This window comes from Amycolatopsis sp. NPDC051102, assembly GCF_040682815.1.
Lineage (GTDB): Bacteria > Actinomycetota > Actinomycetes > Mycobacteriales > Pseudonocardiaceae > Amycolatopsis.
The window spans coordinates 266,352-289,465 of record NZ_JBFBBT010000008.1; the positions used below are offsets into that span (position 1 = coordinate 266,352).

A 23,114-nucleotide genomic window follows, 5' to 3' on the forward strand; every position below is an offset into this window, starting at 1 on the left:
GCGCTAGCGTGCCGGGGCGTCCAAGGCGGCCAGGTACCCCGCCACCAGCGCGTGCGCGACCTGGGTGACGGCTTGGTCGCGCGGGAGGAACCGCTCGTCGTGCAGGCTCGGCACCCCCGCCGTGTCGCCGAGGCCGACGAACAGCATGAGGCCGCGGGTCGCGCCGCCGCAGTAGTGGGCGAAGTCGTCGGCGCCGAACGAGCGGAACTTGTCGTCGACGACGAAGCCGGCGTGCCGCAGCCACTGCTGCGCGCCCGCCGCCAGCGCCGGGTCGTTGTCCAGGACCGGCTCGCAGGGGCTGATCTCCAGCTCGGCCGTGCAGCCGTGGGCCCGCGCGGTGCCGTGCACGATGTCGGCCAGCGTCTCCAGGGCGCGCTCGCGGTCCTTCGTGCGCATCAGGCGCAGCGAACCGAACGCGCTCGCGCTGTTCGGGACGACGTTGGCCGCGGCGCCGCCCTGGATCCGGCCGATGGAGCAGACCGCGCCGAACACCGGGTCGATCCGGCGTGACGCGAGCTGCTGCAGGCTCACGACCAGCTGCGAAAGCGCGACGATCGGGTCGCGCAGCAGGTGCGGGTAGCCGGCGTGACCGCCCTGGCCGTGCATCGTCACCTCGAACTCGTCGGTGGAGGCGTTCACCGGGCCCGCCGCCGCCGAGACGACGCCGTGCGCGATCCGCGGCTGGACGTGCGCACCGATCACCGTGTCCACCCGGTGCTCGGCCAGCACCCCGGACTCGACGACGTCGAGCGCGCCGGGCGGGGACGTCTCCTCCCGCGGCTGCAGCAGCGCCAGGATCGGCCGCGGCACGCCGACGCGCCGTGCGGCCCGGCAGACGGCGACCAGCGCGGCCAGGTGGACGTCGTGGCCGCACGCGTGCATCAGCTCGTTGCCGGACGCCCACGGCACGCCGGTCCCCTCCAGCACCGGCAGGGCGTCGAGCTCGGCCCGCAGCGCCACGGCCGGGCCGTCGGACGTGCCGGGCAGCGGGATCGCGCGGCCGGTCTTGGCGACCCGGGTGCCGTCGCCCGCGCCGAGCGCGTCGCTCACCAGGCGGGCGGTGTCCTCTTCGTCGCCGGACCCGCGGGGGTCGGCGTGCACGGCGTGCCGCAGCTCGACGGCGGCGGGCAGTTCCCCGGCGATCGCCTGCGTCCACCGGGTCCACAGATCACTCACACGTGCTCCAAGCGGTAGATCCTCTTCGCGTTCTCGTGTCCCACCAAAGCACACAGCCGGACGGCGTCCTTTTCGGACATCGCGTCGGCCGCCAGCGCGGCGCGGACGAAGTCCGACAAACCCTGCCGGAACAGGGCCGTGCCCAGGTGGTACAGCTCGGCCAGGCCGAAGGCGTCGGTGGAGAAGAGCACCTTCCCGAACGGCGCGATCTCCAGGAGCTCGGCCAGCACGGCCGGGGCCCGGAAGCCCGCGTTGTGCGTGATGAGCCCGGCGTCGACGAACACGTGCTCGAAGACCTGCGCCAGATACGCGGCCTGGCGGTGGAACGGGTAGTTGTGCAGCAGCAGGATCGGCACCCCGCGGTCGCGGGTCGCCCGCAGCAGCCCGGTGAGCAGCAGCGGGTCGCAGCGGTGCAGGTCGACGTCGGCGTCGCCGTAGCCGACGTGGAACTGCACCGGCAGGCCGAGGTCGAGGCCGGTGAACACGAGGTGCCGGTGCAGCACCTCGTCGGCCAGCCGGCCGCCGCCCGCGGCGAGCCACCGGCCGGCGGCGGCTTCGACCTCCGGCGCCGACGGCCGCTCCCCCACCAGCGCGAGGCCGACGCGGTAGGCGGCGATCGACTTCAGCCCGACCGCCGTCGCGGCGCGTTTCCCCAGCTCGTCGGCGAAAGCCGAGGCGAACCCGGCCGCGGTGGTGCCGCCGATCACCGCCTCCGCGACCTGCTCCAGCCGGACGACGTCGTGCGCGCGGGTGCCCGCCAGCCCGGCGAACTCCGCGGTCGTGGTCAGCGTGTCCGGCAGGAACCCGCCGTCCAGGAGGAAGTCGGTCGTGCCGGTGGCCCGCAGGAACCGCCGGGCCACCTCGGCCGCGCCCAGTCCGGCGCGACGCTCGAGGTAGACCTCGGCCGGGGCGTGCGCCGGCAGGTCGAGCACGGGCGCGCAGCGGGCGCGCACGGCCAGCCCGATGAGCGAGTCGAACAGGCTCGTCCCGAGCGGCGACGGCGCGTCGGCCTCGGTCAGCATCGCCTCGAAGCCCGCGCGGGTGACGTCCCGGGTGACGAGGCCGTGGCAGTGGTGGTCCACCAGCGGCAGGTCCGCGACGAACGGGAGCAGCTCGGTCATGCGCCTCCGTCCACACTCGTGAGCCTCTCCCCCACCCTACGAGCGTAGGCGGGCGCGGCCAGCACCAAGATCACCGCGAGCGCGAGCACCGCCGCGGCCACCACCGGGAACCACCGCGCCGGGCCTTCGGCCGGGTACGGCACCACGTTGACGTACACGGTGTACCCGAGCACGGCGAGCGCGCCGATCGGGAACACGAGGTGCCACCCCGGCACGCGCATCCGGCGCTTCACGAACAGCAGCAGGATCGCGCCCACCGTCGTGAGCAGGTAGATCACCAGCAGGATGAGCGTCCCGATCGAACCGGACCAGGCGAACGTGTCCGACGCCGTCGCGCCGAAGAACAGCGCGCACACCAGGATGATCAGGACGGCGGCGCCCGTCACCACGCTGACCGCGGCCACCGGCGTGCCGCGCGACGACGTCCGGCCGATGCCACGGCCGCCGACCGCGTCGCGGCCCAGGGCGTAGAGCAGCCGCGAGCCGCCGACGACGCAGGCGAGGCAGCACCCGAACGCGCTGATCGCCGCGCCCACGCTGATGACGTCGCCGACCCAGGCGCCCGCGTACCGGCTGCCGAGGTCGCCCAGCAGGGACGACGAATCGTGGAACGCGCCCGCGTCGCCGCCGAACGCCATCATCTCCACGGCCGTCACCACCACGAAGTAGAGGCCGCCGAAGATCGCCGTGCCGAGGATCGCGCGCGGGATGTTGCGCTTCGGGTCGTGGGTTTCCTCGCCGAGCGTCGCGGCGGCTTCGAACCCGGCGAAGGACAGGAACCCGAAGACCGCGCCGAGGAACACCCCGGACAGCCCGGTTTCCGGAACGAAGACGGCCATCGTGAACCGCGCGCCGCCGGGGGCGCTCCCGGCGAGCAGCCGGACCAGGATGACCACCGTGACCAGCAGGATCACCGCGATCGTGGCGCCTTCGACGGCGAGCAGCGTGCTCGTGCCGCGGCGGGCGGGCACCACCGCCAGCAGCCAGGCGCCGATCAGCGCGACGGCCGTCAGCACGAACGGGCCCCACGACGGCGGGTCCGGCCAGATGCCCACCTGCGTCAGGAAAGCGGTGCCCAGCGTGCCCGCGGCCGAGCTCGTGACGACGGCGTAGAACGTGTACGTCCCGAGGAGACCGATGCCGGAAACCACTCCCGCGCGCGGGCCGAGGGTGGCGCCGACGAAGGCGTACACCGATCCGGCGTGCTGGTAGTGCTGACAGAGCTTCACGAAGCCGTACGCGACCAGCAGGACGCCGACGGCCGAGAGCAGGAAGGCGAGCGGCACGGCGCGGCCGGCGGCGGCCGCGGTCTGCTGGGGGTTGATGTTGGCGGCCATGCTCGGGGCCATCAACGCCACGGACAGGCCGACGGCCTGCCAGACGGACAGGGAGCGGCGCAGACCTGGACGGGTTTCGACGGTGTCTGACACGATCTTCACCTCTTTCTCAGGCGAGAAGCACTCAAGTGAACATCGACGGGGGCAGGATGAGCCAGCTCGATCGGGCAGAACTCGCGCAACAGGGCGCACTCCGGGCCGACGGCCTGCGCGCCGCCGGCGTGGAGCTCGTCGCGCTGACGTTCGTGGATAACAGCGGCATCGCGCGGGTGAAAGCCGTGCCGGTGGACCGGCTGTGGTCGGCCGCGGCGTGGGGTGTCGGCGCGTCGAACTCGTTCGACTTCTTCCTGGCCACCGACGACATCGTGGACGGCACGCACTCGCGCGGCCCGGTCGGCGACCTGCGGCTGCACCCTGACCTCGACGCGCTCGTGCCGCTGGCCGCCCAGCCCGGCTGGGCGTGGGCGCCGGCCTGGCGGTACGACCAGGAAGGCGAGCCGCACCCGCAGGACGCGCGGGCGCTGGCCGCGGCCGCGACGGCCCGGCTCGCGGCACTGGGCTACAACGCGCGGACGGCGTTCGAAATCGAGTGGGTGGTCACGGCGGCCGACGCGCCGGACGACCCGCGCTCGGCCACCGCGGGCCCGGCCTACGGGTACGCGCGGCTTTCCTCGCAGGCACGCTACCTGCGCACGCTGGTGTCCACGTTGGCCGCGCAGGGTGTCGCGGTGGAACAGATCCACCCGGAGTATGCGGCCGGGCAGTTCGAGGTGTCGGTCGCGGCCGGCGACCCGGTGCGCGCGGCCGACGTCGCCGTGCTGATGCGCGAGACCATCCGGACGGTCAGCGAGCACCACGGGCTGCGGGCGTCGTTCACGCCGAAGTTCGCGCCGGACGGCGTCGGCAACGGCGGCCACGTCCACCTGAGCCTGTGGGACGGCGACCGCAACCTGTGCGCCGGCGGCGACCGGCGGTTCGGGCTCACCGGCACCGCGGAGGCGTTCGGCGCCGGCATTCTTTCCGGGCTGCCGGCGCTGCTGGCGATCGGCGCGCCTTCGGTGGTCAGCTACCTGCGGCTCGAGCCGCACCAGTGGGCCGGGGTCTTCCGCGTGTGGGGCCTGGAAAACCGCGAGGCGCCGCTGCGGCTGGTCCAGGGCCCGGCCGGGCAGCGCGACCGGGCGGCGAACTTCGAGGTCAAGTGCTTCGACCTGACGGCCAATCCGTACCTGGTGGTGGCCGCGCTGATCTTCGCGGGCCTGGCCGGGGTGGAGTCCCGGGCGAACCTGCCCGAGCCGGTCGACGTCGACCCGGGCACGCTGCCTTCGGCCGAGCGGCTGCCGGAGTCGCTGGCCGACGCGGTGACGGCGTTCGAGGCGGACTCCGCGCTGACTTCGGCGTTCGGGGCGGAGCTGGCGACGACGTTGGTGGACGTGCGCCGCGGGGAGATCGACCGGCTCGGCGCCCTGCCGCCCGAGGAGCTGTGCGCCGTGATGCGGTACCTCCATTGATCTTTTCCGGGCACCATTCGCCGCGAATGCCGGAATTGTGCCCGGAAATCGTTCTGTGATCGGGCTGTTATCTGTGCTAGCGTCCTGCGCCGGGTGAGGTGAGGAGGCCGAAAGAAGGCACAGTCCATGCCAGAAGCTCGTCCCCGCCACCGGCAACGGCCTTGGAAGCTCAAGGTGACCGTCGCGGTGGCCGCGGCGTCGCTGGGCGCGGTCGGGATCGCGGTGGCCGCACCGCGCACCCCCGCGCCGCCGCCCGCGATCCCCGATTCCGCTTGCACCCTGCAGGTGCCCGAAGATCCGTTGTCGGCGCGTGGCCTGGCCACGCCGTACCAGCTGCGCGCGACCGATCCGCGGCAAGGCGCCTGCCACGAATCGGTGGACGCGCAGGGCGCGTTCGCCGAGGCGACGATCCTCGACCCCGCCACCGGGAAGCTGTCGGTGTACCACCCGCTCGTCGTCGACGCGGGCACCGCGCCCGCGGCACCGCCGGTCGTCCCGGCGCTGCCGCGGAACGCCGTCGTCGGCCTGTGGTTCGGGTTCAACGGCGACACGCTGACCCTCGCCGGGGGCCGGCTGGGTCACTGCGTCAACGGCCTCGGCGGTTCGCTGTTCGGCCAGGTCGCCTTCTGCGGCGCGCAACCGTTCTTCGACGCGGCGAACAAGGCCGTCCGGGACGGCAAGCTCCGGATCCCGCCGCTGGGCCGGGCGAAGGACGGCCGGCCGTGCCCGTCGGTGCGCGACTTCTCGCTGGTGGACCAGGACCAGAGCGACAACGTGACGACGACGTACCTGGCGACGCGCGACGGCCGGACGGCCCAGGCCACCGCGGCGAACTCGCGCACGCTGCGAAAGCCCGCCACGCTCGCGAACGGCAGCGACAACCGGCTGCTCGACGCGTTCGTGGACCCGGCGCTGGGCTGCACCCCGTTCACGGCCCCGGACCTGACGGACGGCGGCCGCCCCACGACGTCACTCGCCCTGAACGAGCTGCAGGCGGCCGCCGGCCAGCGGAACCCGGTGGCGCTGGTGCCGCCGGGCGACCCGATGACGCTGGTCGACGGGAAACCCAGCCCCGCCAAGACGAACCTGTACCGGGCGGGCGTCGACCAGCCCGCGCTCGACCGGCGTCCGGCGAGCACCCGGGCGTACTGCCGGTCGTTGCGGACGTCCGGGCTGGATCGCCTGACGTCGGACCGCCGGCTGCTGCGGGCGGCGCCGTCCCCTGACGACGGCACCGGCCTGCTGAAGTTCCTCACCGACCGGCTCAAGGGGTCGTTGCAGCAGCTGGGCTGCACGCACCCGGCGGCCTCGCGTCACCCGGCCGCGGCGGCCGAACCGGACCCGGCGGACCAGGCCGCGGCTTCGGACGCGGTGCGGACGCTGGACACCCTCGGGTAGCCGCTCACGCCGCCAGTGCCCTGGCGACCTCCGTGCGCAGCTGCGGCAGCTTGGCGTACAGGCGGTCGCCGGGGCATTCGGTGTTGTAGAAGTCGCGGTGGCCCTTGATCTCCTCAACGGGGATCCCGTACTGCCGACAGATGTAGGCGCAGAACACGACGAGCGACGCCCACTGCGCCTGCGGCGGCTCGACGCTCGTGTAGGTGCCTTCGTTTTCGATGCCGATGGCGTTGGTGTTCTGGCCCGGGCAGTGGGCGCCCTGGATCATCGTGGTGCCACCGCGCAGGGCGTCGAGGCTGCCGTGCCGCCCTTCGAGCCGGTAGCCGCCGCGGCTGACGGTGAAGTGCTGCCCGGTGTCGGACCAGCCGTTGTTGTCGATGTGGTCGTGCTGGTCGTCCCGGGCGACCTGGAAGGCGTGCGCGAGGGAGTAGTCGGTGCTGTTGGGGCAGGCGATGTGGTGGATGAGCACCCGGTTCGCGGGGTGGTCGAGCGTGGTGAGCGCATCGGCGGGCGGTCGCGCGCCCCATTCGGCACAGCTGTAGATCCGCGGCACGGTGACCGCGCGGGCGGCTTGCGGGAGGAGAAGCCCGGCTGCCCCGGCGACGGCCAGGCCGGCGGCACCGCGCAGGAAGCTGCGCCGCGGGAGGTGTGCGATGTCCATGGCGCGGACTTTGCCGCGGGGGCGTACAGCTTTCGTACAAGAGCTGTCAGAGGCGGAGGGTGGCTTCGAACGGCCGCATGAGCCGGAGTTCGCCGTCCTTGCTCTTGGCGATGGGCTCGTATTCGTCGCGTTCGAGGGCGAACAGGGTCGCCACCGTCGGTTCGAGCGGCTCGACCAGGAGGTAGTACGGGATGAATGCCTCGGCGTAGAGGGCTCGTTTGAGCATCCGGTCCTGCACCTTGCTCGAAGGTGAGACGATCTCCGCGGCGAGCAGGACATCACTCGCGAGGTACGCCACGGTATCGACTCCAGGGCAGTTGAGGATCACCAGATCGGGGACCAGCAGCCGCTGCGTTCCGAAGCGCACATTCACTCCGGGCAGTAGTTCGGTACCGCCCGGCAGCGCGGGCACGAAGGCGAGCTGCAACTTCTGCAGGAGCCGTTGGTGCACCGAAGTCGGCGCGGGGCTCACGAGGAGCGCTCCGTCCACGAGTTCGACCCGGTGCCGTGACGCCTGGTCCTCGGACAAGGCGAGGACCTCGTCGACCGTCCAGCCGTCCGGTCGTGGCGGGATGTGGAACTCGCTGTGCGTCTCGGGCTCAGCCGGTGCTGCCATCGCGCTTCACCTCCGCTCCCGCGCGTCGCCGTGGGTCTGCTCCAGTGTGACATGTGTGGCCGGTCCCCTCGTTGTGGATCATCACACAACGAGTATGCGGACCGCTACCGACAGTTCTGGATCAGGTGAGGGCGTCACACCCGTGGAACACCGCCCGGCAGCAGATCCGGGTCAGGCGGTCGCGACCGCCCGGCGCACGCCTTCGGCCAGCTCCGCCGACAGGCGGCGAACCCCGTCCGCGCCTTCCGCCGCCGCCGTGACCAGGGCCGAACCCACGATCACCGCGTCCGCGAAGGACGCCACCTCGGCCGCCTGGTCGCCCGAGCGGACACCCAGGCCCACGCCGATCGGCAGGTCCGTGTGCGCGCGCGTGCGGCGGACCAGCTCTTCCGCTCCCGCGCCCACCTGGTCGCGTGCGCCCGTCACGCCCATCACCGCGGTCGCGTAGATGAAGCCCGACGAGGCCGCCGCCGTGCGGGCGAGCCGCTCCTCCGACGACGACGGCGCCACCAGGAACGTCCGATCCAAGCCGTGCTGAGCCGAAGCTTCCATCCACGCGCCGGCTTCGTCCGGGATCAGGTCCGGGGTGATCAGGCCGAGCCCGCCCGCCGAAGCGAGGTCGCGGGCGAAGCGGTCCACGCCGTAGCGGTTCACCGGGTTCCAGTACGTCATCACGACCGCGCGGCCGCCGCGGGCCGACACCGACTCGACGACCTCGAACACGTGCTTGAGGCGGAAGCCGTTGTCCAGCGCGGTCACCGACGCGGCCTGGATGGTCGGGCCGTCCATCACCGGGTCCGAATACGGGACGCCGACCTCGATCAGGTCCGCGCCGCCGTCGACGCACGCCGCGATCAGGTCCTTCGAGCCCTCGACCGTCGGGAAGCCCGCCGGGAGGTAGCCGATCAGCGCGCCGCGGCCCTCCGCGCGCGTGGTCGCGAAGAGGTCGTCCAGCCCGCTCATTCGTTCACCAGTCCGAACCACTTGGCCGCCGTGTCCATGTCCTTGTCGCCGCGGCCGGACAGGTTGACCACGATCAGGCCGTCCGGACCCAGTTCGCGGCCCAGGTCCAGCGCGCCGGCCAGCGCGTGCGCCGACTCGATCGCCGGGATGATGCCCTCGGTGCGGGACAGCAGCTTGAACGCGTCCATCGCCTGGGCGTCGGTGATCGGGCGGTACTCCGCGCGGCCGGTGTCCTTGAGCCACGCGTGCTCCGGGCCGACGCCCGGGTAGTCGAGCCCGGCCGAGATCGAGTGCGACTCGACCGTCTGGCCGTCCTCGTCCTGCAGCAGGTACGTCATCGCGCCGTGCAGGTTGCCCGGGGTGCCCTTGGTCAGGGTCGCGCCGTGGCGGTTGCCCTCGATGCCCTCGCCGCCCGGCTCCAGGCCGACCAGCCGCACGGACGGGTCGTCGTAGAAGCCCGAGAAGATGCCGATCGCGTTGGACCCGCCGCCGACGCAGGCCGCGACGACGTCGGGCAGGCGCCCGGCCTGCTCCAGGATCTGCTCCCGCGCCTCGGTGCCGATGACGTGGTGGAAGTTGCGCACCATCGTCGGGAACGGCGCCGGCCCGGCGGCCGTGCCGAACAGGTAGTGCGTGGTGTCGGCGTTGGTGACCCAGTCGCGCAGGGCCTCGTTGATCGCGTCCTTCAGCGTCCGCGATCCGGTCTTGACCGGGATCACCTCGGCGCCGAGCAGCCGCATCCGGGCCACGTTCAGCGCCTGGCGCTCGGTGTCGACCTCGCCCATGTAGACGACGCAGTCGAGGTCGAGCAGCGCGCACGCGGTGGCCGTCGCGACGCCGTGCTGGCCCGCGCCGGTCTCCGCGATCACGCGCTTCTTGCCCATCCGCTTGGTGAGCAGCGCCTGGCCCAGCACGTTGTTGATCTTGTGCGAGCCGGTGTGGTTCAGGTCCTCGCGCTTGAGGAAGACCCGCGCGCCGCCGGCGTGCTCACCGAAGCGCTTGGCCTCGGTGAGCAGCGACGGGCGGCCCGCGTAGTCCTTCAGCAGGCGGTTGAACTCGTTCAGGAACTCCGGGTCATGGCGGGCCTTGTCGTACTCGGTGGCGACCTCGTCGACGACGCCGATCAGCGCCTCCGGCATGAACCGCCCGCCGTACGGGCCGTAATAGCCGCGCTCGTCCGGGTCGTGTGCGCCGAGTTCCTGAGGCCGTTTGACAGCACCGTGCTCTTCGGTCACCGCGACGGCCTCGGGCAGGCGGGGTGGGAACCGGCGGTGACCAGCTTGACGAGGGCGCCCTTCGGGTCGCCGGAGGCGACGAGACCCTCGCCGACCAGCACCGCGTCGGCGCCGTGGCCGGCGTAGGACATCAGGTCGCCCGGGCCGCGCACCCCGGACTCGGCGACCTTGTAGACGTCCATCGGCAGGCCGGGGGCCAGCCGCGAGAAGACGTCCCGGTCCACCTCGAGGGTGTGCAGGTTGCGCGCGTTGACGCCGATGACCTTGGCGCCCGCCTCGAGGGCCCGGTCGGCCTCCTCGGCGTTGTGGATCTCCACCAGCGCGGTCATCCCGAGCGACTCGACGCGGTCGAGCAGCGCGACGAGCGCGTTCTGCTCCAGCGCGGCGACGATCAGCAGCACCATGTCGGCGCCGTGCAGGCGGGCCTCGTGCACCTGGTAGGGGCTGACGACGAAGTCCTTGCGCAGGATCGGGATGTCGACCGCGGCGCGGACGGCGTCCAGATCGGCCAGCGAACCGCCGAAGCGGCGCTGCTCGGTGAGCACGCTGATCACGCGCGCGCCGCCGTCTTCGTAGTCCTTCGCCAGCGCGGCCGGGTCGGGGATGTCGGCCAGGTCGCCCTTCGAGGGGCTGCGCCGCTTCACTTCGGCGATCACGCCGATACCGGACTCGCGCAGCGCGGACATCACGTCGCGGGGGCCGGGGGCGGCGGCCGCCCGGATCTTCAGCTGGTCGAACGGCAGCGCGGATTCCCGCACGGCGAGATCTTCCCGCACGCCGGCGACGATGTCTTCGAGCACGCTCACCGGGCGCCCCCACCAGGGCGCGTGCTCACGGATCCACTCGCAAGTTCGCTCACAAAAACCTTCCCCTTCCCGCCGAAACGATGCTAACCCCCGCATCCGAGACGCCCGGTTCCGGGTGTGCGCGTTACTCCGAATGCCTGCCCCGGACGTCCGTCGGGTCTTCCCCTTCGGACAGCGCCTCCCACAGCTCGGCGTCCGGGTCACGCACCTTCTTCCGGGTGGCCGGGGCCGCGTACTTCGTGCCGAGGCGGGCGGCCCGGCCGGCGCCCTTGACGGCGACCAACCCGCCGGCGGCGACGAGAATTCCCCCGAGCACGGCCAGGCCGCGCCCGAGCAGCATCTGGGTCACCGGCAGGCCGTCGGCGTAGCCGGCGAACCGGACGCCATCGACGCCGGTCCAGACCGCCGCCACCCCGGCCAGCACGAGCACGCCGCCGAGCACGCGCCGCGCCCAGCCGCCGGTGGCCACGACCCCGGCCACGCCGGCCAGCGCGAGCAGGGCCAGCGGCACCAGCGCGGTCGCCCGCTGCTCGCCGGTTTCGCGGTACAGGACCGTGCCGCGGACGCCGCCGTCGCGGAATTCGGCGAACCACGTCAGCCGTGACGCACCCCACAGCGCGAGCGCGCCGAGCAGCAGCGCGACCACGATCATCCACAGTGGACGCCTCGCCGCCGGAGCGGCCGCGTCGGCGACCGGGGAGGCGTCCGGCGTGTCAGACATGAGCGGCGTCCGCGGCCGGGTCGAGCGCACCCGCCGCCACCATCGTCTGCGCCGCGGCCACCGCCGAGAGCACGGTCCGGGCCTTGTTCAGCGATTCGGTGTCCTCGTAGTCCGGCACCGAGTCGGCGACCACCCCGCCGCCGGCCTGGACGTGCGCGATGCCGTCCTTGACCAGGGCCGTGCGGATCGCGATCGCGGTGTCGGCGTCGCCGGCGAAGTCGAGGTAGCCGACGACGCCGCCGTACAGCGCGCGGCGGACCGGCTCCAGCTCCTCGATCAGCTGCATCGCGCGGACCTTGGGCGCACCCGAGAGCGTCCCGGCCGGGAAGCACGCCGTGACCGCGTCGAACGCCGTCTTGCCCTCGGCCAGCTCGCCCGTGACGGTGGACACGATGTGCATGACGTGGCTGTAGCGCTCGATCTGGAAGAAGTCGACCACGCGCACGGTGCCCGGCTTGCAGACCTTGCCCAGGTCGCTGCGGCCGAGGTCGACGAGCATCAGGTGCTCGGCGCGCTCCTTGTCGTCGGCCAGCAGGTCCTTGGCCAGCTGCGCGTCCTCCTCCGGGTCCGCACCGCGCCAGCGCGTGCCCGCGATGGGGTGCGTGGTCGCGCGGCCGTCCCGCACGGTGACGAGGGATTCGGGGCTGGAGCCGACGATGTCGAAGCCCTCCAGCCGCAGCAGGTACATGTACGGGCTCGGGTTGGACGTCCGCAGCACGCGGTAGATGTCGAGCGCGTCGGCCGCGGTCGGGATCTCGAAGCGTTGCGACGGCACGATCTGGAACGCTTCGCCGGCCTTGATCGCCTCGACGGCCTTCTCGACCGCGGCGTGGAAGTCCGCCTTCGACCGCTTCCGGGTGAACTCCGGCGCGGGCCGGTCGAACGCGGCGACCGTGGCCGGCGCGGGCACCTGCAGCTGCTCGGTCATCGCGCTGAGCCGGGCGACGGCGTCGTCGTAGGCCGCGTCCACGCGCTCGGGCGAGTCGTCCCAGTTGACGGCGTTCGCGATGAGCGTGACCGTGCCCTCGTGGTGGTCGAACGCGGCCAGGTCGGTGGCCAGGAGCATGGTCAGCTCGGGGATGTCGAGGTCGCGCTCGGCCAGCTCCGGCAGCCGTTCCAGCCAGCGGACGGCGTCGTAGCCGATGTAGCCGACCATGCCGCCGGTCAGCGGGGGCAGGCCGGGCAGCGGCTCGGTGTGCAGGGCTTCGATGGTCTCGCGCAGGACGTTCAGCGGGTTGCCATCGGAGGGCAGGCCGACCGGCGGGGTGCCGGTCCAGACCGCTTCGCCGTCGCGGACGGTGAGCGCGGCCGGGCTGCGGACGCCGATGAACGACCAGCGGGTCCAGGACGCGCCGTTTTCGGCGGACTCGAACAGGAACGTGCCGGGCCGGTCGGCGGCGAGCTTGCGGTACACCCCGATCGGCGTCTCGCCGTCGGCGAGGACCCGGCGCACGACCGGGATCACGCGGCGGCTCTCGGCGAGGACGCGGAAGTCCTCGCGGGACGGGCTGACCGTGCCGGGACCGGCCGAACCGGCGGATGCGCTGACCATGGACCTCATTGTGCCGCTTGCGCGGATCGCCCGGTGGCGCGGGCGACGACCACGACGCTACAAGTCGACGACCACCTTGCCGTGCACGTGCCGGCCGGCCTGGAGCTCGGCCGCGCGGCGGATGTCCTCGACCGGGAAGGTCGCCGCGATCGGCACGCGGAGCCGGCCGGCCGCGACCAGGCGGGCGATCTCCGCCAGGGTCCCGGGCGCGGCGTCCGCGCCGTTGGCCCCCGCCACGCCGTCGAGCCGCGCGGCGACGGTGACGATGCGGTGGTCCGGGACGCCGAGCTCCCGGGCGGCGTGCGCGGTCTCGGTCCCGTGCAGGTCGATGGCGGCGGTGACACCGCCGAGGGCGCGGACCCGGCCGGCCAGGCCGTCGCCGTAGGTGACCGGCTCGGCTCCGAGCTCGCGCAGGAAGCCGGCCGAGGCCGCCGATCCCGTCCCGATCACCCGCGCGCCCGCGATCCGGGCGAGCTGGACGGCGAACACCCCGACCCCGCCCGCCGCGCCGCCGATCAGCACGGTGTCGGCCGGACCCGGATCGACGACGGCGAGGGCGGCGGCGGCCGTGCGGCCGGCGATCGTGAGGGTGGCGGCAGTGCGGTCGTCGACGCCCTCGGGGGTGTGGTGGACCTCGTCCGCCGCGGCTTCCCCGGCCGCGTCGACCACCACGAACTCGGCGACCGCGCGTGACAGGGCACCCCCGAACACCCGGTCGCCGGGCGCGAACCCGGTCACCCCCGCGCCGACCTGGTCGACCCGCCCCGCGTAGTCGGTCCCGAACCCGGCCGGCAGGCGCAAGCCGAACCGGGCGGCGGTGTCCGCGTCGGCGGTCATGATCCAATCCATTGGGTTCAATCCGGCCGCGGTGACCCGCACCCGGACCTGTCCCGGGCCGGCCTGCGGTGCGGGAACCTCCTGCACAGCCAGGACTTCGGGGCCGCCGAACGTGTCGAGCCGGACCGCCTTGCTCATGTCTGTCTCCTCGCGCTGGGGGAACACACCGTGAAACGGACTATGCTCCGGTTACCTGCCGAGCCTAGCAGAAACGGAGCGTGATCCGTTTTGCCCGAGCCCGAGCCGCGCGGACCGCGCGCGGACGCGACCCGCAACCGCGACCAGCTGCTCACGGTGGCGACCCGCATGTTCGCCGCGGCGGACACCGAGCCGTCCATGCGGGCGATCGCCCGCGAGGCCGGGGTCGGCATCGCCACGCTCTACCGGCACTTCCCGACCCGCGAGTCGCTGGTCGACGCGGTCTACCAGGACCAGGTCACCCGGCTGGCGACCGGCGCGCAGGAGCTGCTCGGCCGGCTGCCTCCGGCCGCGGCGATGCGGCGCTGGATGGACTTGTTCGGCGACTGGATCGCGACCAAGAACGGCATGCTCGACACGCTGCTCGCGATGATCGAGTCGGGCGAAATCGCGCACGCCCGCACTCGCACCGAGCTGCTGGCGGCCATCACCGCGATCCTCGACGCCGGCCGCGCGGCGGGCGACCTCCGCTCCGACGTCACCGCCGAAGACATCGCCGCCGCGCTCATCGGCATCTTCACCGTGGCCCCCCGGCCCGGACACGAAGCCCAGGCCTGCCGCCTGCTGGACCTCCTGATGGACGGCCTGCGGTTCACCGCCTTAATTCAATGAATGTTGAATTCGGGCTTGCCGTGCGTCATGATGGGCAGGTGAGCACCACGGAGAACAGCGAGCCTAACGTCCGCCGCCGCGGGCGGCGGCCCGCCGGCCAGGACACCCGCACGGCGCTGGTCGAGGCCGCGCGGTCGGTGTTCGCGGAGAACGGCTACGACGGTGCGACCGTGCGCGCGATCGCCACCCGCGCCGGCGTCGACGCGGCGATGGTCAACCACTGGTTCGGCAGCAAGGAGGGCCTGTTCGCCCAAGCGGTCCTCGAGCTGCCGTTCGACCCCCTGGAACTGCAGAAGGTCCTCCGCAACGGCCCCGACGACGAACTGGGCGAGCGGATCGTCCGCACGTTCATCACCCGCTGGGACAGCGCGGGCGGCGGCGTGTTCGTGGCGCTCATCCGCAGCGTCACCGGCCACGAGCAGGCCGGCCACGTGCTGCGCGACTTCTTCCAGCGGTTCTTCAGCGCGCTGATCACCTCGATCGGCTCGGACCGCGTGCCACTGCGGATGAACCTCTGCGCGACGCAGATGGTGGGCCTGGGCATGGTCCGGTACGTGGCGAAGTTCGAGCCGGTCGCCACCGAGGAGGTCGAGGTCCTGGTGCGCGCGATCGCGCCGAACCTGCAGCGCTACCTCACCGGCGAGATCGGCTGACGCCGCCGCCTTCGGCGCGCGAGGTCGTCGCGGTCGCCGGCGGCAGCCAGGCTGGAAGCCTTGAGCGGCAACGACGTTGGGCCTACCGGGCGATCAGCAGCGCGATGAGCGCCAGCGCGCCCGGGAGCACCTGCACGAAAAGGATCCGCTTGCTGGCCGTCGCGGCGCCGTAGAGGCCCGCGATGATCACGCAGACGAGGCCGTACAGCTGGAGCTGGAACTGGCCCGCGATCAGGCCCCACACCAGCGCCAGCGCCAGGAAGCCGTTGTACAGCCCCTGGTTCGCCGCCAGCGTCTTGCTCGCCTCCGCGAACTCCTCCGTCGTGCCGAACGCGGCGCGGGCGCGGGGCGTCGTCCAGAGGAACATCTCCAGGACGACGATGTAGACGTGGATCAGGGCGACGAGCCCGACCAGGATGTCGGCGACGATGGTCACGCGTGCTCTTTCTCATCGGCCAGGAGGAGGCGTTCCTCGGTGTCGAAACAGGTGTGCGTGCCGGTGTGACAAGCCGGGCCGGTCTGGTCGACGCGCAGCAGGACCGTATCGCCGTCGCAGTCGATCCGCACCTCGCGGACGTGCTGGTAGTGCCCGGACGTCTCGCCCTTGACCCACAGCTTCCCCCGGCTGCGCGACCAGTACGTGCCGCGGCGGGTGGCCAGCGTCGCGGCGAGGGCGTCGTCGTTCATCCAGGCCATCATCAGCACGTCCGAAGTGGCGTGTTCGACGACGACCGCGGCGATCAGGCCGTCGGCGTTGCGCTTGAGGCGCGCCGAGACGGCCGCGTCGAGGGTCATGCTTCGGCTCCCAGGATGTGCCGCTTGAGCGGCATCGAGTTCAGCAGGACGAACGCGTAGCCGTAGCCCGCGAAGGACAGACCGGAGAACAGCTTGTTGAACCACAGCTCGGCACCGAGCAGCAGGAACGCGTGCAGCAGCGCGAAAACGACCGCGACGACCAGGCCGCCGATCCGCGCGCTGCCCATCTTCAGCACGAGCCCGGTGGTGACGACGCCGCCGAGGATCAGCGCGAGCGCCGGCATCCGGTAGATGGCCAGGCCGGCCCCGGCGCTCAGCACCGGGACCAGGTCGAGCAACGCCCACGCGACCGGCAGCCCGGCCAGCAGGCCGGCGGTGACCTTCACCTCGACGGGTGCCTGCCAGGACTTCACCGGACCTCGACCCCGCCTTCGCGCAGCGCGTCCTTGACGTCCCCGATCTTCAGCTGTCCGAAGTGGAACACGCTGGCGGCGAGCACGGCGTCGGCTCCGGTCCGGACGGCGGGCAGGAAGTGCTCCACCGCACCCGCTCCGCCGCTGGCGATCACCGGGACGCGCACGGCCTTGCGGACGAGCTCGATGAGTTCGAGGTCGAAGCCGTTCTTGGTGCCGTCGGCGTCCATGGAGTTGAGCAGGATCTCCCCGACCCCGAGTTCCTCGCCCCGCGCGGCCCATTCGACGGCGTCGATCCCGGTCCCCCGGCGGCCGCCGTGGGTGGTGACCTCGAACCCGGACGGGGTCGGCTCCCCGCCTTCCGGCACGCGCCGGGCGTCGACCGAGAGCACGATGCACTGGGCGCCGAACCGCCGCGACGCCTCGCTGAGGAACTCGGGCCGCGCGATGGCGGCGGTGTTGATGCTGACCTTGTCGGCCCCGGTCCGCAGCAGCCGGTTGACGTCGTCGTTGCTGCGCACGCCACCCCCGACGGTCAGCGGGATGAAGACCTGCTCGGCGGTCCGCCGGACGACGTCGTAAGTGGTTTCGCGGTCCCCTGAGGACGCGGTGACGTCGAGGAAGGTGAGCTCGTCGGCGCCTTCGGCGTCGTAACGCCGGGCAAGCTCGACAGGGTCGCCGGCGTCGCGGAGGCCGGCGAAGTTGACACCCTTCACGACCCGGCCCGCGTCGACGTCGAGACAGGGGATCACCCGCACCGCGACAGACATGCCCACCAGCGTAGTCAAGGGGCTCGGGACCGCCGCCGATGGCACGGCCCGGCATCCGCCGTTCACGTCCCGGCCACCCGATTCGTCTAGTTTCCGCCCGTGCGCAGACTCCTCCCGGCGGCCCTCGCCGCCGTCGCCCTGCTGACCGCCGTCCCCGCGTCCGCCGCGACCCGCGATCCGGCGCCCGTCCGCCAGACCCAGGCCTTCACCGGTGACGCCGACGCCGACGATCCCGCGATCTGGGTGCACCCGCGCGATCCCGAGCGCAGCGTCGTGCTCGGCACCCTCAAGAAAGGCGGCCTCGCCGCGTTCGACCTGAGCGCGCGGACCCTGCAGCTGGTCCCCGCCGGGCCGGGCGGGCGGTTCAACAACGTCGACGTCGTCGGGGATCTCGCCGTCGTCAGCGACCGGGGGCGGGACCGGATCCGCGTCTACCGGATCGACCCCGCGGGCGCCGCCGCCGGGGCGCACGTGCTGCGGGACGTCACCGATCCCGCCGCGCCACCGGTGTTTTCCGCGTCGGAGTCCGAAGTGGACCAGCAGCGGACCGCCTACGGCCTGGCCGCGGCGCGTGATCCGCGCACCGGCGTCCGGTGGGTGGCCGTGACACGGCGGCACGAGACGCGCGTGGCGCTGCTGCGGCTCGTCGACCGGCCGGACGGCTCGGTCGGCACCGCGCCGATCGCGACCGTCGACCTGCCGTCGCGGTTCCGCCTGCCGGACGGCTCGGCCTGGTCGCCGTGCGAGGAGCCCGGCGAAGGACCGCAGCTCGAAGGCTCGGTGTTCGACGGCCGCGTGCTCTACACCGCCCAGGAGGACGTCGGGATCTGGCGGATCCCGCTGACCTCCGGCGGCTTCGGGCGGCCCGAGCTGCTCGACCGCGTCCGGTCGTTCGGTGTCCCCCAGCGCTGGGACAGTGCCACCGAGGAGTGCGTCCCGGACGGCGCCGACCCGGGCTACGGCGGCCGGTGGCTGACCGCCGACGCCGAGGGCCTGGCGGTGGCGAACGGCACCCTGTTCGCCTCCAGCCAGGGCGACTCGCGGTTCGTCGTGTACGGCAAGCACGTCCGTGACCTGCGGATCGTCGCCGGCCGCGGGACGGACTCGGTGGAGCACTCCGACGGCTCGGCGATCTCCACGGCCTCCCTCGGCCGCCGGTTCCCGCACGGCCTCCTGGTCGTCCACGACGGCGAACGCCACCCCTCGCCCGGCGACGAACCGGCCACCGGCTTCGCCTTCGTCCGGCTGGAGGACGTCCTCGGGCGATAAATTTCCGTCCGCCGTGCAGCAGTACGGCCCCCTCGTGCGTCCCTGGAGTGACGAAGGGACGTGTGTGAGCTTCGAAGAGTTCGTGGCGGAGCGGCTGGACGGGCTGCTCCGCTACGCCACCGTCCTGACGAACGACCCCCACCTGGCGCAGGACATCGTCCAGGACGTGCTGCTGCGCGCCCAGCAACGCTGGGACGGCATCGCCGCCCCGCCGACCTACGTGCGGCGGATGGTCACCAACGAGTACCTCTCGTGGCGGCGGCGGGCCGTGCGCCGGATGGTGCCCAGCAGCCACGACGTCCTCGACGCGCTCAGCCCGCCGGAAGCCGATCCCGCCACCGCCTGGGACGAGCGGGACGCCATGCTCGGCCTGCTCGCCACGCTGCCGCGCAAGCAGCGCGCCGCGGTCGTGCTGCGGTACTACGAGAACTACTCCGACGCCGAGATCGCCGCGGTCCTGCGCTGCGGCGTCTCCACCGTGCGCAGCCAGATTTCGCGGGCCCTGGCCACCCTGCGCCACGCCCCGCACCCGACGTCCATCACCACCGGAGTCCCCGAATGACGCGGAGCGAGCACGACACCGAGACGCTGATCCGGGAGAGCCTGGACCGGCTGGCCGCCCGCGCCCCGGACGGCCACGCGGTGCGCGACGCCCTCGCGCGCTCGGGGCGGGAACGGCGGCCGGCGACCCGGCTGGCCCTGGTCGCCGCCGCCGTGGTCGTGGTGGTCGTCGGCCTCGTCACGGGCCTGCAGCTGCTGACCCGGCCGCCGGCCCTGGAGCCGGCCGCGAGCCGCCCGGTGCTCGCCTTCAGCCCGGGCTGGCTGCCGGCGGGGTTCACCGAGCAGTACCGCGAAGGCGGCCCCGGGCTCACCCCGCAGACCCGGCGGTGGTCGGCCGGCCAGGCATCGGTCACGCTGGTGGCGCACTCCACCGCCGACCCCGAGTGGTCGCAGACGGCGCTGAAGATCGCGTCGATCAAGGACCAGGTCGTCGTGCGCGGCCGGGTCGCCATGGTCACCGGCGACGGCGGCCTCGCCGAGCTCACCTGGCTGGCCGACGACCAGCACGTGCTGGTCGCGCGGATCCTCGGCGTCCCGGACGCCCGCGCCGTCGCTCAGCGGGTCGCCGGCTCGGTCACCGCCACCCCGGTCGGCGTCCGCGGTGAGCTGCGGTTCGGTTCCCTGCCGCCGGGGCTGGCCGAACGTTCGGCCCTGGTGCGGGGCACCGGTCCCGGCGACGCCGGTACGGAGCTGACCGCGGCCGATCCGGCTCGGCCGTCGGTCGCCGTGGTGCGGGCCGTCGCCGGCCGTGACGCGCCCGGCGTGCCGGGCGGCGAACCGGTGACCGTCCGCGGCGGCGAGGGCTTCTTCGTGGCGCCGTCGGCCGGGCGGGACGCGATGGTCGCGGTGCGGCTGCCGTCGGGGCGCTGGCTGACGGTGTCGGGGCCGCGGCCGGAGGCCGAGCTGGTCGCCGTCGCGAACGGCGTTCAGCTCGACCCGGCACCCGACTACCGCTGGGTCGGCCGGGCTACCAGCTGACCATCGGGAACCAGATGTACCCGAGCCGGCCGAGCACGCGGACGTCCCAGTAGAGCAGCGTGAACGTGCCGCCGACGAGCAACGCCGCACCGGTCACCGTGGCGATCCGGGCCGGTTTCGCGGCCAGCCAGCGCTGCACGCGGCCGCCGGTGGCGTAGGTCAGGACGAGGAAGAGCACGGCCATGACGACGATGTTGCCGACCGACTGCAGCGCGAACGCGGCGGCGCCGTAGAGCACGTTGTGCTGCTCGGCGGCGCTGCGGAACATGATGCGGAACAGCGGGTACGGCCGTCCGATGAGGAACCCGCCGATCAGCGCGCCCATCAGGACCAGCGGCGCCGCGGGGTGGCGGCGGGTGAAGCCCGCGAAGGGGTTGCCGACGATGCCGAGGGCGATCAGGCCCATGGCCAGGAAGACCAGGCCGACGACCCCGAAGGCGATCATGGACTGGATGCTGCGCGGCGAAAGCCCGGTGGTCTGCGCGGTCGAGAACTGCGGCATCCGCGTGCCGACGAGCGCGACGACCACGCCGTAGCCGACTGAGACGGTCAGCATGCCGGCGGCGATCCAGCCGAGCGGCTTCAACGCGCTGCGCTTCTGCCCCGCTTCGCTGCCGACCAGCGGGGCGACCGCGCCGAACGCGGCGATGTTGCAGGCGGTGAAGGAACCCGCGAGGCCGGAGACGAACGCGAAGAGCGTCCCGGCGAGGACGCCGCTGATGGGCGTGGCTTTGGCGTCGTAGCCGAGGAGGCCGTTCGCGACGCTGTCCCCGATCACGGAGTCGACGAACGGCGCCGACCAGATCGCGGTGAGGACGAACCCCGCCAGGATCGCCAGGACCGCGACGGCGGCCCGGCGCGCGGGGTACGGCCCGGCGCCGAAGAACCCGGCCTGCGGATGAACCGGTACCTGCTGTGTGACCGCCATCTACGCCTCCCAGTGAGCGGATGATCCAGCCCACAAAGCGTTTCAGACGCAGGTGGTGAAACGCTTCGGCCGGGCGTGTGCGGTTTTGGCGCCGAAAGGCGTAGGCAGTTCTCCCGGACCGGCACCCGGCTACGGTGGGCGCATGACTTCCGAGACCGGCCGCCTCGCCGCCGAGCGCTACGTCGTCCTGACCACGTTCCGGCGCGACGGGCGGGCCGTGCCGACCCCGATCTGGGTCGCCGGCGACGGCGGGGAGCTCGTCTTCTGGTCGGAGCGCAAGGCCGGGAAGGTCAAGCGGATCCGCAACGGCGGCCGCGTCGAGGTCCAGGGCTGCGACCTGCGCGGGCAGAAGACGCACGGCGCGAAGGTCTCCGGTCAGGCCCGGCTGCTGGACGCCGCGGACACCGAGCGCGTCCGGCGCGCGATCGCCCGGAAGTACGGCATCGTCGGCCGCGTCACGATGTTCTTCTCGAAGCTGCGCGGCCCGGCGGACCGGACGGTCGGGATCGCCGTCAAACTGGACGGCTGAAGCTGCGGAAGCCGCGCCGCAGGTAGTTCGGCAGCGCGTTCGGGTGGTCGAGCGTCGAGGTGTGCAGCCACACGCGGCGCGTGCCGGGCAGGGTCCACGCGTCGGCGACGACGAGGGTGAGCGCGTACCCGCCGAGTCCTTTCCCGACGAATTCGGGCAGCAGCCCGAAGGTCGTGATCTCGACGACGCCGCCGGGCTGTGGCTCGAAGTCCGCGGCACCCGCGACTTCGCCGCGGTACTCCACGAGCCGGTACTGCCGGCCCGGTTCCGCGAGCCAGCGCGCCCATTCGCCGTCGCCGCGGGACGCGCTCGGCCACTGGTGCGGCGTCCCGATCCGGACGTGCAGCTCGCGGATCAGCGGGCCCGGCGGGACGGCTCGCACCGCGACGCCGTCGACCGGCGGAGCGGGGTTGAGCTGATCGGCGGCGGTCATTTCGAGCTCGGTGACGATCTCCTCCACCCGCGGCAACCTACGACCCCGGGAGTCCCCTGTCAGCCCCTTTTCGGACTCACGCGGCGGCGGCGCGCAGTACCGCGGCCATGGCGGCCGAGTCGTGGTCCGGGCCGCAGCCGGCCACGAGGACCAGGTCGCCCGGGATGTGGTCCGCGCGCAGGTGCAGGATCTCCCGGTAGGCGGGCGAGTCGTACCACTCGCGCGCCGCGGCGAGGCTCGGGAATTCGATGACCACCAGGCCGCCCGGCCACGTCCCCTCCCGCACCTCCACCGGCGCGCCGTGCACGAGGAACTTGCCGCCGTACGGGTCGAGCGTCGCCTGGATGCGTTCGAGGTACTCGAAGACCTCCTCCGGCAGCGCGGCGGGCGGGTGCAGGTGGGCGATTCCGTAGGCGGTCATCGGCGTTCCTTTCGTTGTCCCGGAAGGAATGTTCGCCCGCCGCCGGCGTGGAGTCGATTACGTCGGAGGTAACGGCGGCTGCCCGGCCAGCAGCCGCTCCACGAGCGCCGTGACGAGTTCGTGCCGCTGCTCGCCGGTGAACAGGTCCGGCAGGGTCAGCCGTTCCATGATCAGCCAGTTCAGCGCCAGCCACAGCAGGACGACCGTGGTCCCGTCCCCGGGCAGCCCGGACTTCTCGTGGTAGCCGACGTTGAACTCGACGTCCGCCCGGATGCGGCGGGTGAGCACGGCGCGCAGTCCGGGCCGCCGGGTGGCCTCCAGCCGCAGTTCCAGCAGGGCCAGGAAGCCGGTCGGGAACGCGGCGACGCGGTCGACGAGCCCGTGCATCAGCTCGGCGACGCGGGCCGGGTCGCGCGGCCCGTCCAGGCCGTCGGCGAGGACCGCCTCGTCGACCAGCCGTTCGTAGACCCGCTCCCCCGCGTGCCGGAGGATTTCGTCGCGGCTGGAGAAGTAGTTGGAGGCGGTGCCGACGGGGACACCGGCCTGCTGGTCGACGGCGCGGAAGGTGAGCCCACGGGCGCCCTCGGCGGCCAGGACCTCGATCGAGGCGTCGAGCAGGGCGGCCCGCCGCTCGGGGTTGCGCCGCACCATGATCGCTCCTG

The 23,114-nt window shown here is 72.9% G+C and carries 27 protein-coding genes; 8 read left to right on the plus strand and 19 right to left on the minus strand.

Annotated features, from left to right (window positions below; translation table 11 throughout):
* Positions 1-3 precede the first annotated feature (3 nt).
* From AB0M93_RS23930 to AB0M93_RS23940, 3 genes are read right to left on the minus strand one after another with little or no spacing between them, the layout of a single operon-like run.
* On the minus strand, positions 4-1,176 hold the full coding sequence (locus AB0M93_RS23930) for an amidohydrolase (RefSeq protein ID WP_364276383.1): 1,173 nt from the start codon (positions 1,174-1,176) through the stop codon (positions 4-6).
* Entirely contained in the window at positions 1,173-2,297 is a 1,125-nt protein-coding gene (locus AB0M93_RS23935) for an amidohydrolase family protein (protein WP_364276384.1), read from the minus strand. Before AB0M93_RS23935 ends, AB0M93_RS23930 begins: the two co-directional genes overlap by 4 nt.
* Positions 2,294-3,727, minus strand: coding sequence for an APC family permease (locus AB0M93_RS23940; protein ID WP_364276385.1), 1,434 nt, complete (start codon positions 3,725-3,727; stop codon positions 2,294-2,296). The genes AB0M93_RS23935 and AB0M93_RS23940 overlap by 4 nt, the downstream gene beginning before the upstream one ends.
* A gap of 56 nt (positions 3,728-3,783) precedes the next feature.
* Between AB0M93_RS23940 and AB0M93_RS23945 the strand changes: the two genes are divergently transcribed.
* Together AB0M93_RS23945 and AB0M93_RS23950 are read left to right on the plus strand one after the other, a co-directional pair.
* On the plus strand, positions 3,784-5,142 hold the full coding sequence (locus tag AB0M93_RS23945; protein ID WP_364276386.1) for a glutamine synthetase family protein: 1,359 nt from the start codon (positions 3,784-3,786) through the stop codon (positions 5,140-5,142).
* A gap of 174 nt (positions 5,143-5,316) precedes the next feature.
* A complete protein-coding gene (locus AB0M93_RS23950) occupies positions 5,317-6,540 on the plus strand; it encodes a hypothetical protein (RefSeq protein ID WP_364276387.1) in 1,224 nt (407 codons plus the stop codon).
* A 4-nt stretch (positions 6,541-6,544) separates the two neighbouring features.
* On the opposite strand, the gene AB0M93_RS23955 is transcribed toward AB0M93_RS23950, so the two are convergent.
* The 8 genes from AB0M93_RS23955 to AB0M93_RS23990 all read right to left on the minus strand — a co-directional run bounded on the left by AB0M93_RS23955 (position 6,545) and on the right by AB0M93_RS23990 (position 14,069).
* On the minus strand, positions 6,545-7,201 hold the full coding sequence (locus tag AB0M93_RS23955) for a peptidoglycan recognition family protein (protein WP_364276388.1): 657 nt from the start codon (positions 7,199-7,201) through the stop codon (positions 6,545-6,547).
* Between the two features lie 46 nt (positions 7,202-7,247).
* Positions 7,248-7,817, minus strand: a complete 570-nt coding sequence (locus AB0M93_RS23960; RefSeq protein ID WP_364276389.1) for a Uma2 family endonuclease — start codon at positions 7,815-7,817, stop codon at positions 7,248-7,250.
* Positions 7,818-7,988: 171 nt separating this feature from the next.
* A complete protein-coding gene (trpA, locus tag AB0M93_RS23965; protein ID WP_364276390.1) occupies positions 7,989-8,780 on the minus strand; it encodes a tryptophan synthase subunit alpha in 792 nt (263 codons plus the stop codon).
* A complete protein-coding gene (gene trpB, locus AB0M93_RS23970) occupies positions 8,777-10,015 on the minus strand; it encodes a tryptophan synthase subunit beta (protein WP_364276391.1) in 1,239 nt (412 codons plus the stop codon). Before trpB ends, trpA begins: the two co-directional genes overlap by 4 nt.
* Positions 10,012-10,821 (minus strand): indole-3-glycerol phosphate synthase TrpC, encoded by an 810-nt coding sequence (gene trpC, locus AB0M93_RS23975; RefSeq protein ID WP_364276392.1) that lies wholly within the window; start codon positions 10,819-10,821, stop codon positions 10,012-10,014. The genes trpB and trpC overlap by 4 nt, the downstream gene beginning before the upstream one ends.
* 124 nt (positions 10,822-10,945) lie before the next feature.
* Positions 10,946-11,473 (minus strand): Trp biosynthesis-associated membrane protein, encoded by a 528-nt coding sequence (locus AB0M93_RS23980; RefSeq protein WP_364276491.1) that lies wholly within the window; start codon positions 11,471-11,473, stop codon positions 10,946-10,948.
* 61 nt (positions 11,474-11,534) lie between these two features.
* On the minus strand, positions 11,535-13,094 hold the full coding sequence (locus AB0M93_RS23985; protein ID WP_364276393.1) for an anthranilate synthase component I: 1,560 nt from the start codon (positions 13,092-13,094) through the stop codon (positions 11,535-11,537).
* 57 nt (positions 13,095-13,151) lie between these two features.
* On the minus strand, positions 13,152-14,069 hold the full coding sequence (locus AB0M93_RS23990) for an NADP-dependent oxidoreductase (protein ID WP_364276394.1): 918 nt from the start codon (positions 14,067-14,069) through the stop codon (positions 13,152-13,154).
* Between the two features lie 90 nt (positions 14,070-14,159).
* Here AB0M93_RS23990 and AB0M93_RS23995 point away from each other — a divergent pair, with 90 nt between their 5' ends.
* Positions 14,160-14,741 (plus strand): helix-turn-helix domain-containing protein, encoded by a 582-nt coding sequence (locus AB0M93_RS23995; RefSeq protein WP_364276395.1) that lies wholly within the window; start codon positions 14,160-14,162, stop codon positions 14,739-14,741.
* Between the two features lie 38 nt (positions 14,742-14,779).
* Positions 14,780-15,394, plus strand: a complete 615-nt coding sequence (locus tag AB0M93_RS24000; protein WP_364276396.1) for a TetR family transcriptional regulator — start codon at positions 14,780-14,782, stop codon at positions 15,392-15,394.
* Between the two features lie 82 nt (positions 15,395-15,476).
* On the opposite strand, the gene AB0M93_RS24005 is transcribed toward AB0M93_RS24000, so the two are convergent.
* Genes AB0M93_RS24005 through hisF form a run of 4 tightly spaced genes read right to left on the minus strand, consistent with a single transcriptional unit; the run spans position 15,477 to position 17,333 of the window.
* Positions 15,477-15,830, minus strand: coding sequence for a DUF1304 domain-containing protein (locus AB0M93_RS24005; RefSeq protein ID WP_364276397.1), 354 nt, complete (start codon positions 15,828-15,830; stop codon positions 15,477-15,479).
* Complete coding sequence (gene hisI, locus AB0M93_RS24010; RefSeq protein ID WP_176175816.1) at positions 15,827-16,189, minus strand: phosphoribosyl-AMP cyclohydrolase; 363 nt, start codon at positions 16,187-16,189, stop codon at positions 15,827-15,829. The genes AB0M93_RS24005 and hisI overlap by 4 nt, the downstream gene beginning before the upstream one ends.
* Positions 16,186-16,563 carry a hypothetical protein gene (locus AB0M93_RS24015; protein ID WP_364276398.1) on the minus strand — a complete coding sequence of 126 codons (378 nt, stop codon included), beginning with the start codon at positions 16,561-16,563 and terminating at the stop codon, positions 16,186-16,188. The genes hisI and AB0M93_RS24015 overlap by 4 nt, the downstream gene beginning before the upstream one ends.
* Complete coding sequence (hisF, locus tag AB0M93_RS24020) at positions 16,560-17,333, minus strand: imidazole glycerol phosphate synthase subunit HisF (protein WP_364276399.1); 774 nt, start codon at positions 17,331-17,333, stop codon at positions 16,560-16,562. The genes AB0M93_RS24015 and hisF overlap by 4 nt, the downstream gene beginning before the upstream one ends.
* A gap of 99 nt (positions 17,334-17,432) precedes the next feature.
* On the opposite strand from hisF, the gene AB0M93_RS24025 reads away from it, so the two are divergent.
* From AB0M93_RS24025 to AB0M93_RS24035, 3 genes are all read left to right on the plus strand, one after another.
* The gene (locus AB0M93_RS24025) at positions 17,433-18,602 is read left to right on the plus strand and encodes a phytase (protein WP_364276400.1); all 1,170 of its coding nucleotides are present in this window, start codon (positions 17,433-17,435) and stop codon (positions 18,600-18,602) included.
* Positions 18,603-18,666: 64 nt separating this feature from the next.
* Positions 18,667-19,164, plus strand: coding sequence for a SigE family RNA polymerase sigma factor (locus AB0M93_RS24030; RefSeq protein ID WP_364276401.1), 498 nt, complete (start codon positions 18,667-18,669; stop codon positions 19,162-19,164).
* Positions 19,161-20,141 (plus strand): hypothetical protein, encoded by a 981-nt coding sequence (locus AB0M93_RS24035; protein ID WP_364276402.1) that lies wholly within the window; start codon positions 19,161-19,163, stop codon positions 20,139-20,141. Before AB0M93_RS24030 ends, AB0M93_RS24035 begins: the two co-directional genes overlap by 4 nt.
* Here AB0M93_RS24035 and AB0M93_RS24040 read toward each other — a convergent pair.
* Positions 20,131-21,069, minus strand: coding sequence for a hypothetical protein (locus AB0M93_RS24040; protein WP_364276403.1), 939 nt, complete (start codon positions 21,067-21,069; stop codon positions 20,131-20,133). The genes AB0M93_RS24035 and AB0M93_RS24040 overlap by 11 nt on opposite strands.
* Positions 21,070-21,211: 142 nt before the next feature.
* On the opposite strand from AB0M93_RS24040, the gene AB0M93_RS24045 reads away from it, so the two are divergent.
* Entirely contained in the window at positions 21,212-21,598 is a 387-nt protein-coding gene (locus AB0M93_RS24045) for a PPOX class F420-dependent oxidoreductase (RefSeq protein WP_364276404.1), read from the plus strand.
* Here the strand turns inward: AB0M93_RS24045 and AB0M93_RS24050 are convergent.
* From AB0M93_RS24050 to AB0M93_RS24060, 3 genes are read right to left on the minus strand one after another with little or no spacing between them, the layout of a single operon-like run.
* Entirely contained in the window at positions 21,582-22,058 is a 477-nt protein-coding gene (locus AB0M93_RS24050; RefSeq protein WP_364276405.1) for a GNAT family N-acetyltransferase, read from the minus strand. The two genes, AB0M93_RS24045 and AB0M93_RS24050, sit on opposite strands and share 17 nt — an antisense overlap.
* A 49-nt stretch (positions 22,059-22,107) precedes the next feature.
* Positions 22,108-22,452 (minus strand): DUF1330 domain-containing protein, encoded by a 345-nt coding sequence (locus tag AB0M93_RS24055; protein WP_364276406.1) that lies wholly within the window; start codon positions 22,450-22,452, stop codon positions 22,108-22,110.
* Positions 22,453-22,509: 57 nt separating this feature from the next.
* A complete protein-coding gene (locus AB0M93_RS24060) occupies positions 22,510-23,103 on the minus strand; it encodes a TetR family transcriptional regulator (protein WP_364276407.1) in 594 nt (197 codons plus the stop codon).
* Positions 23,104-23,114: the final 11 nt, after the last annotated feature.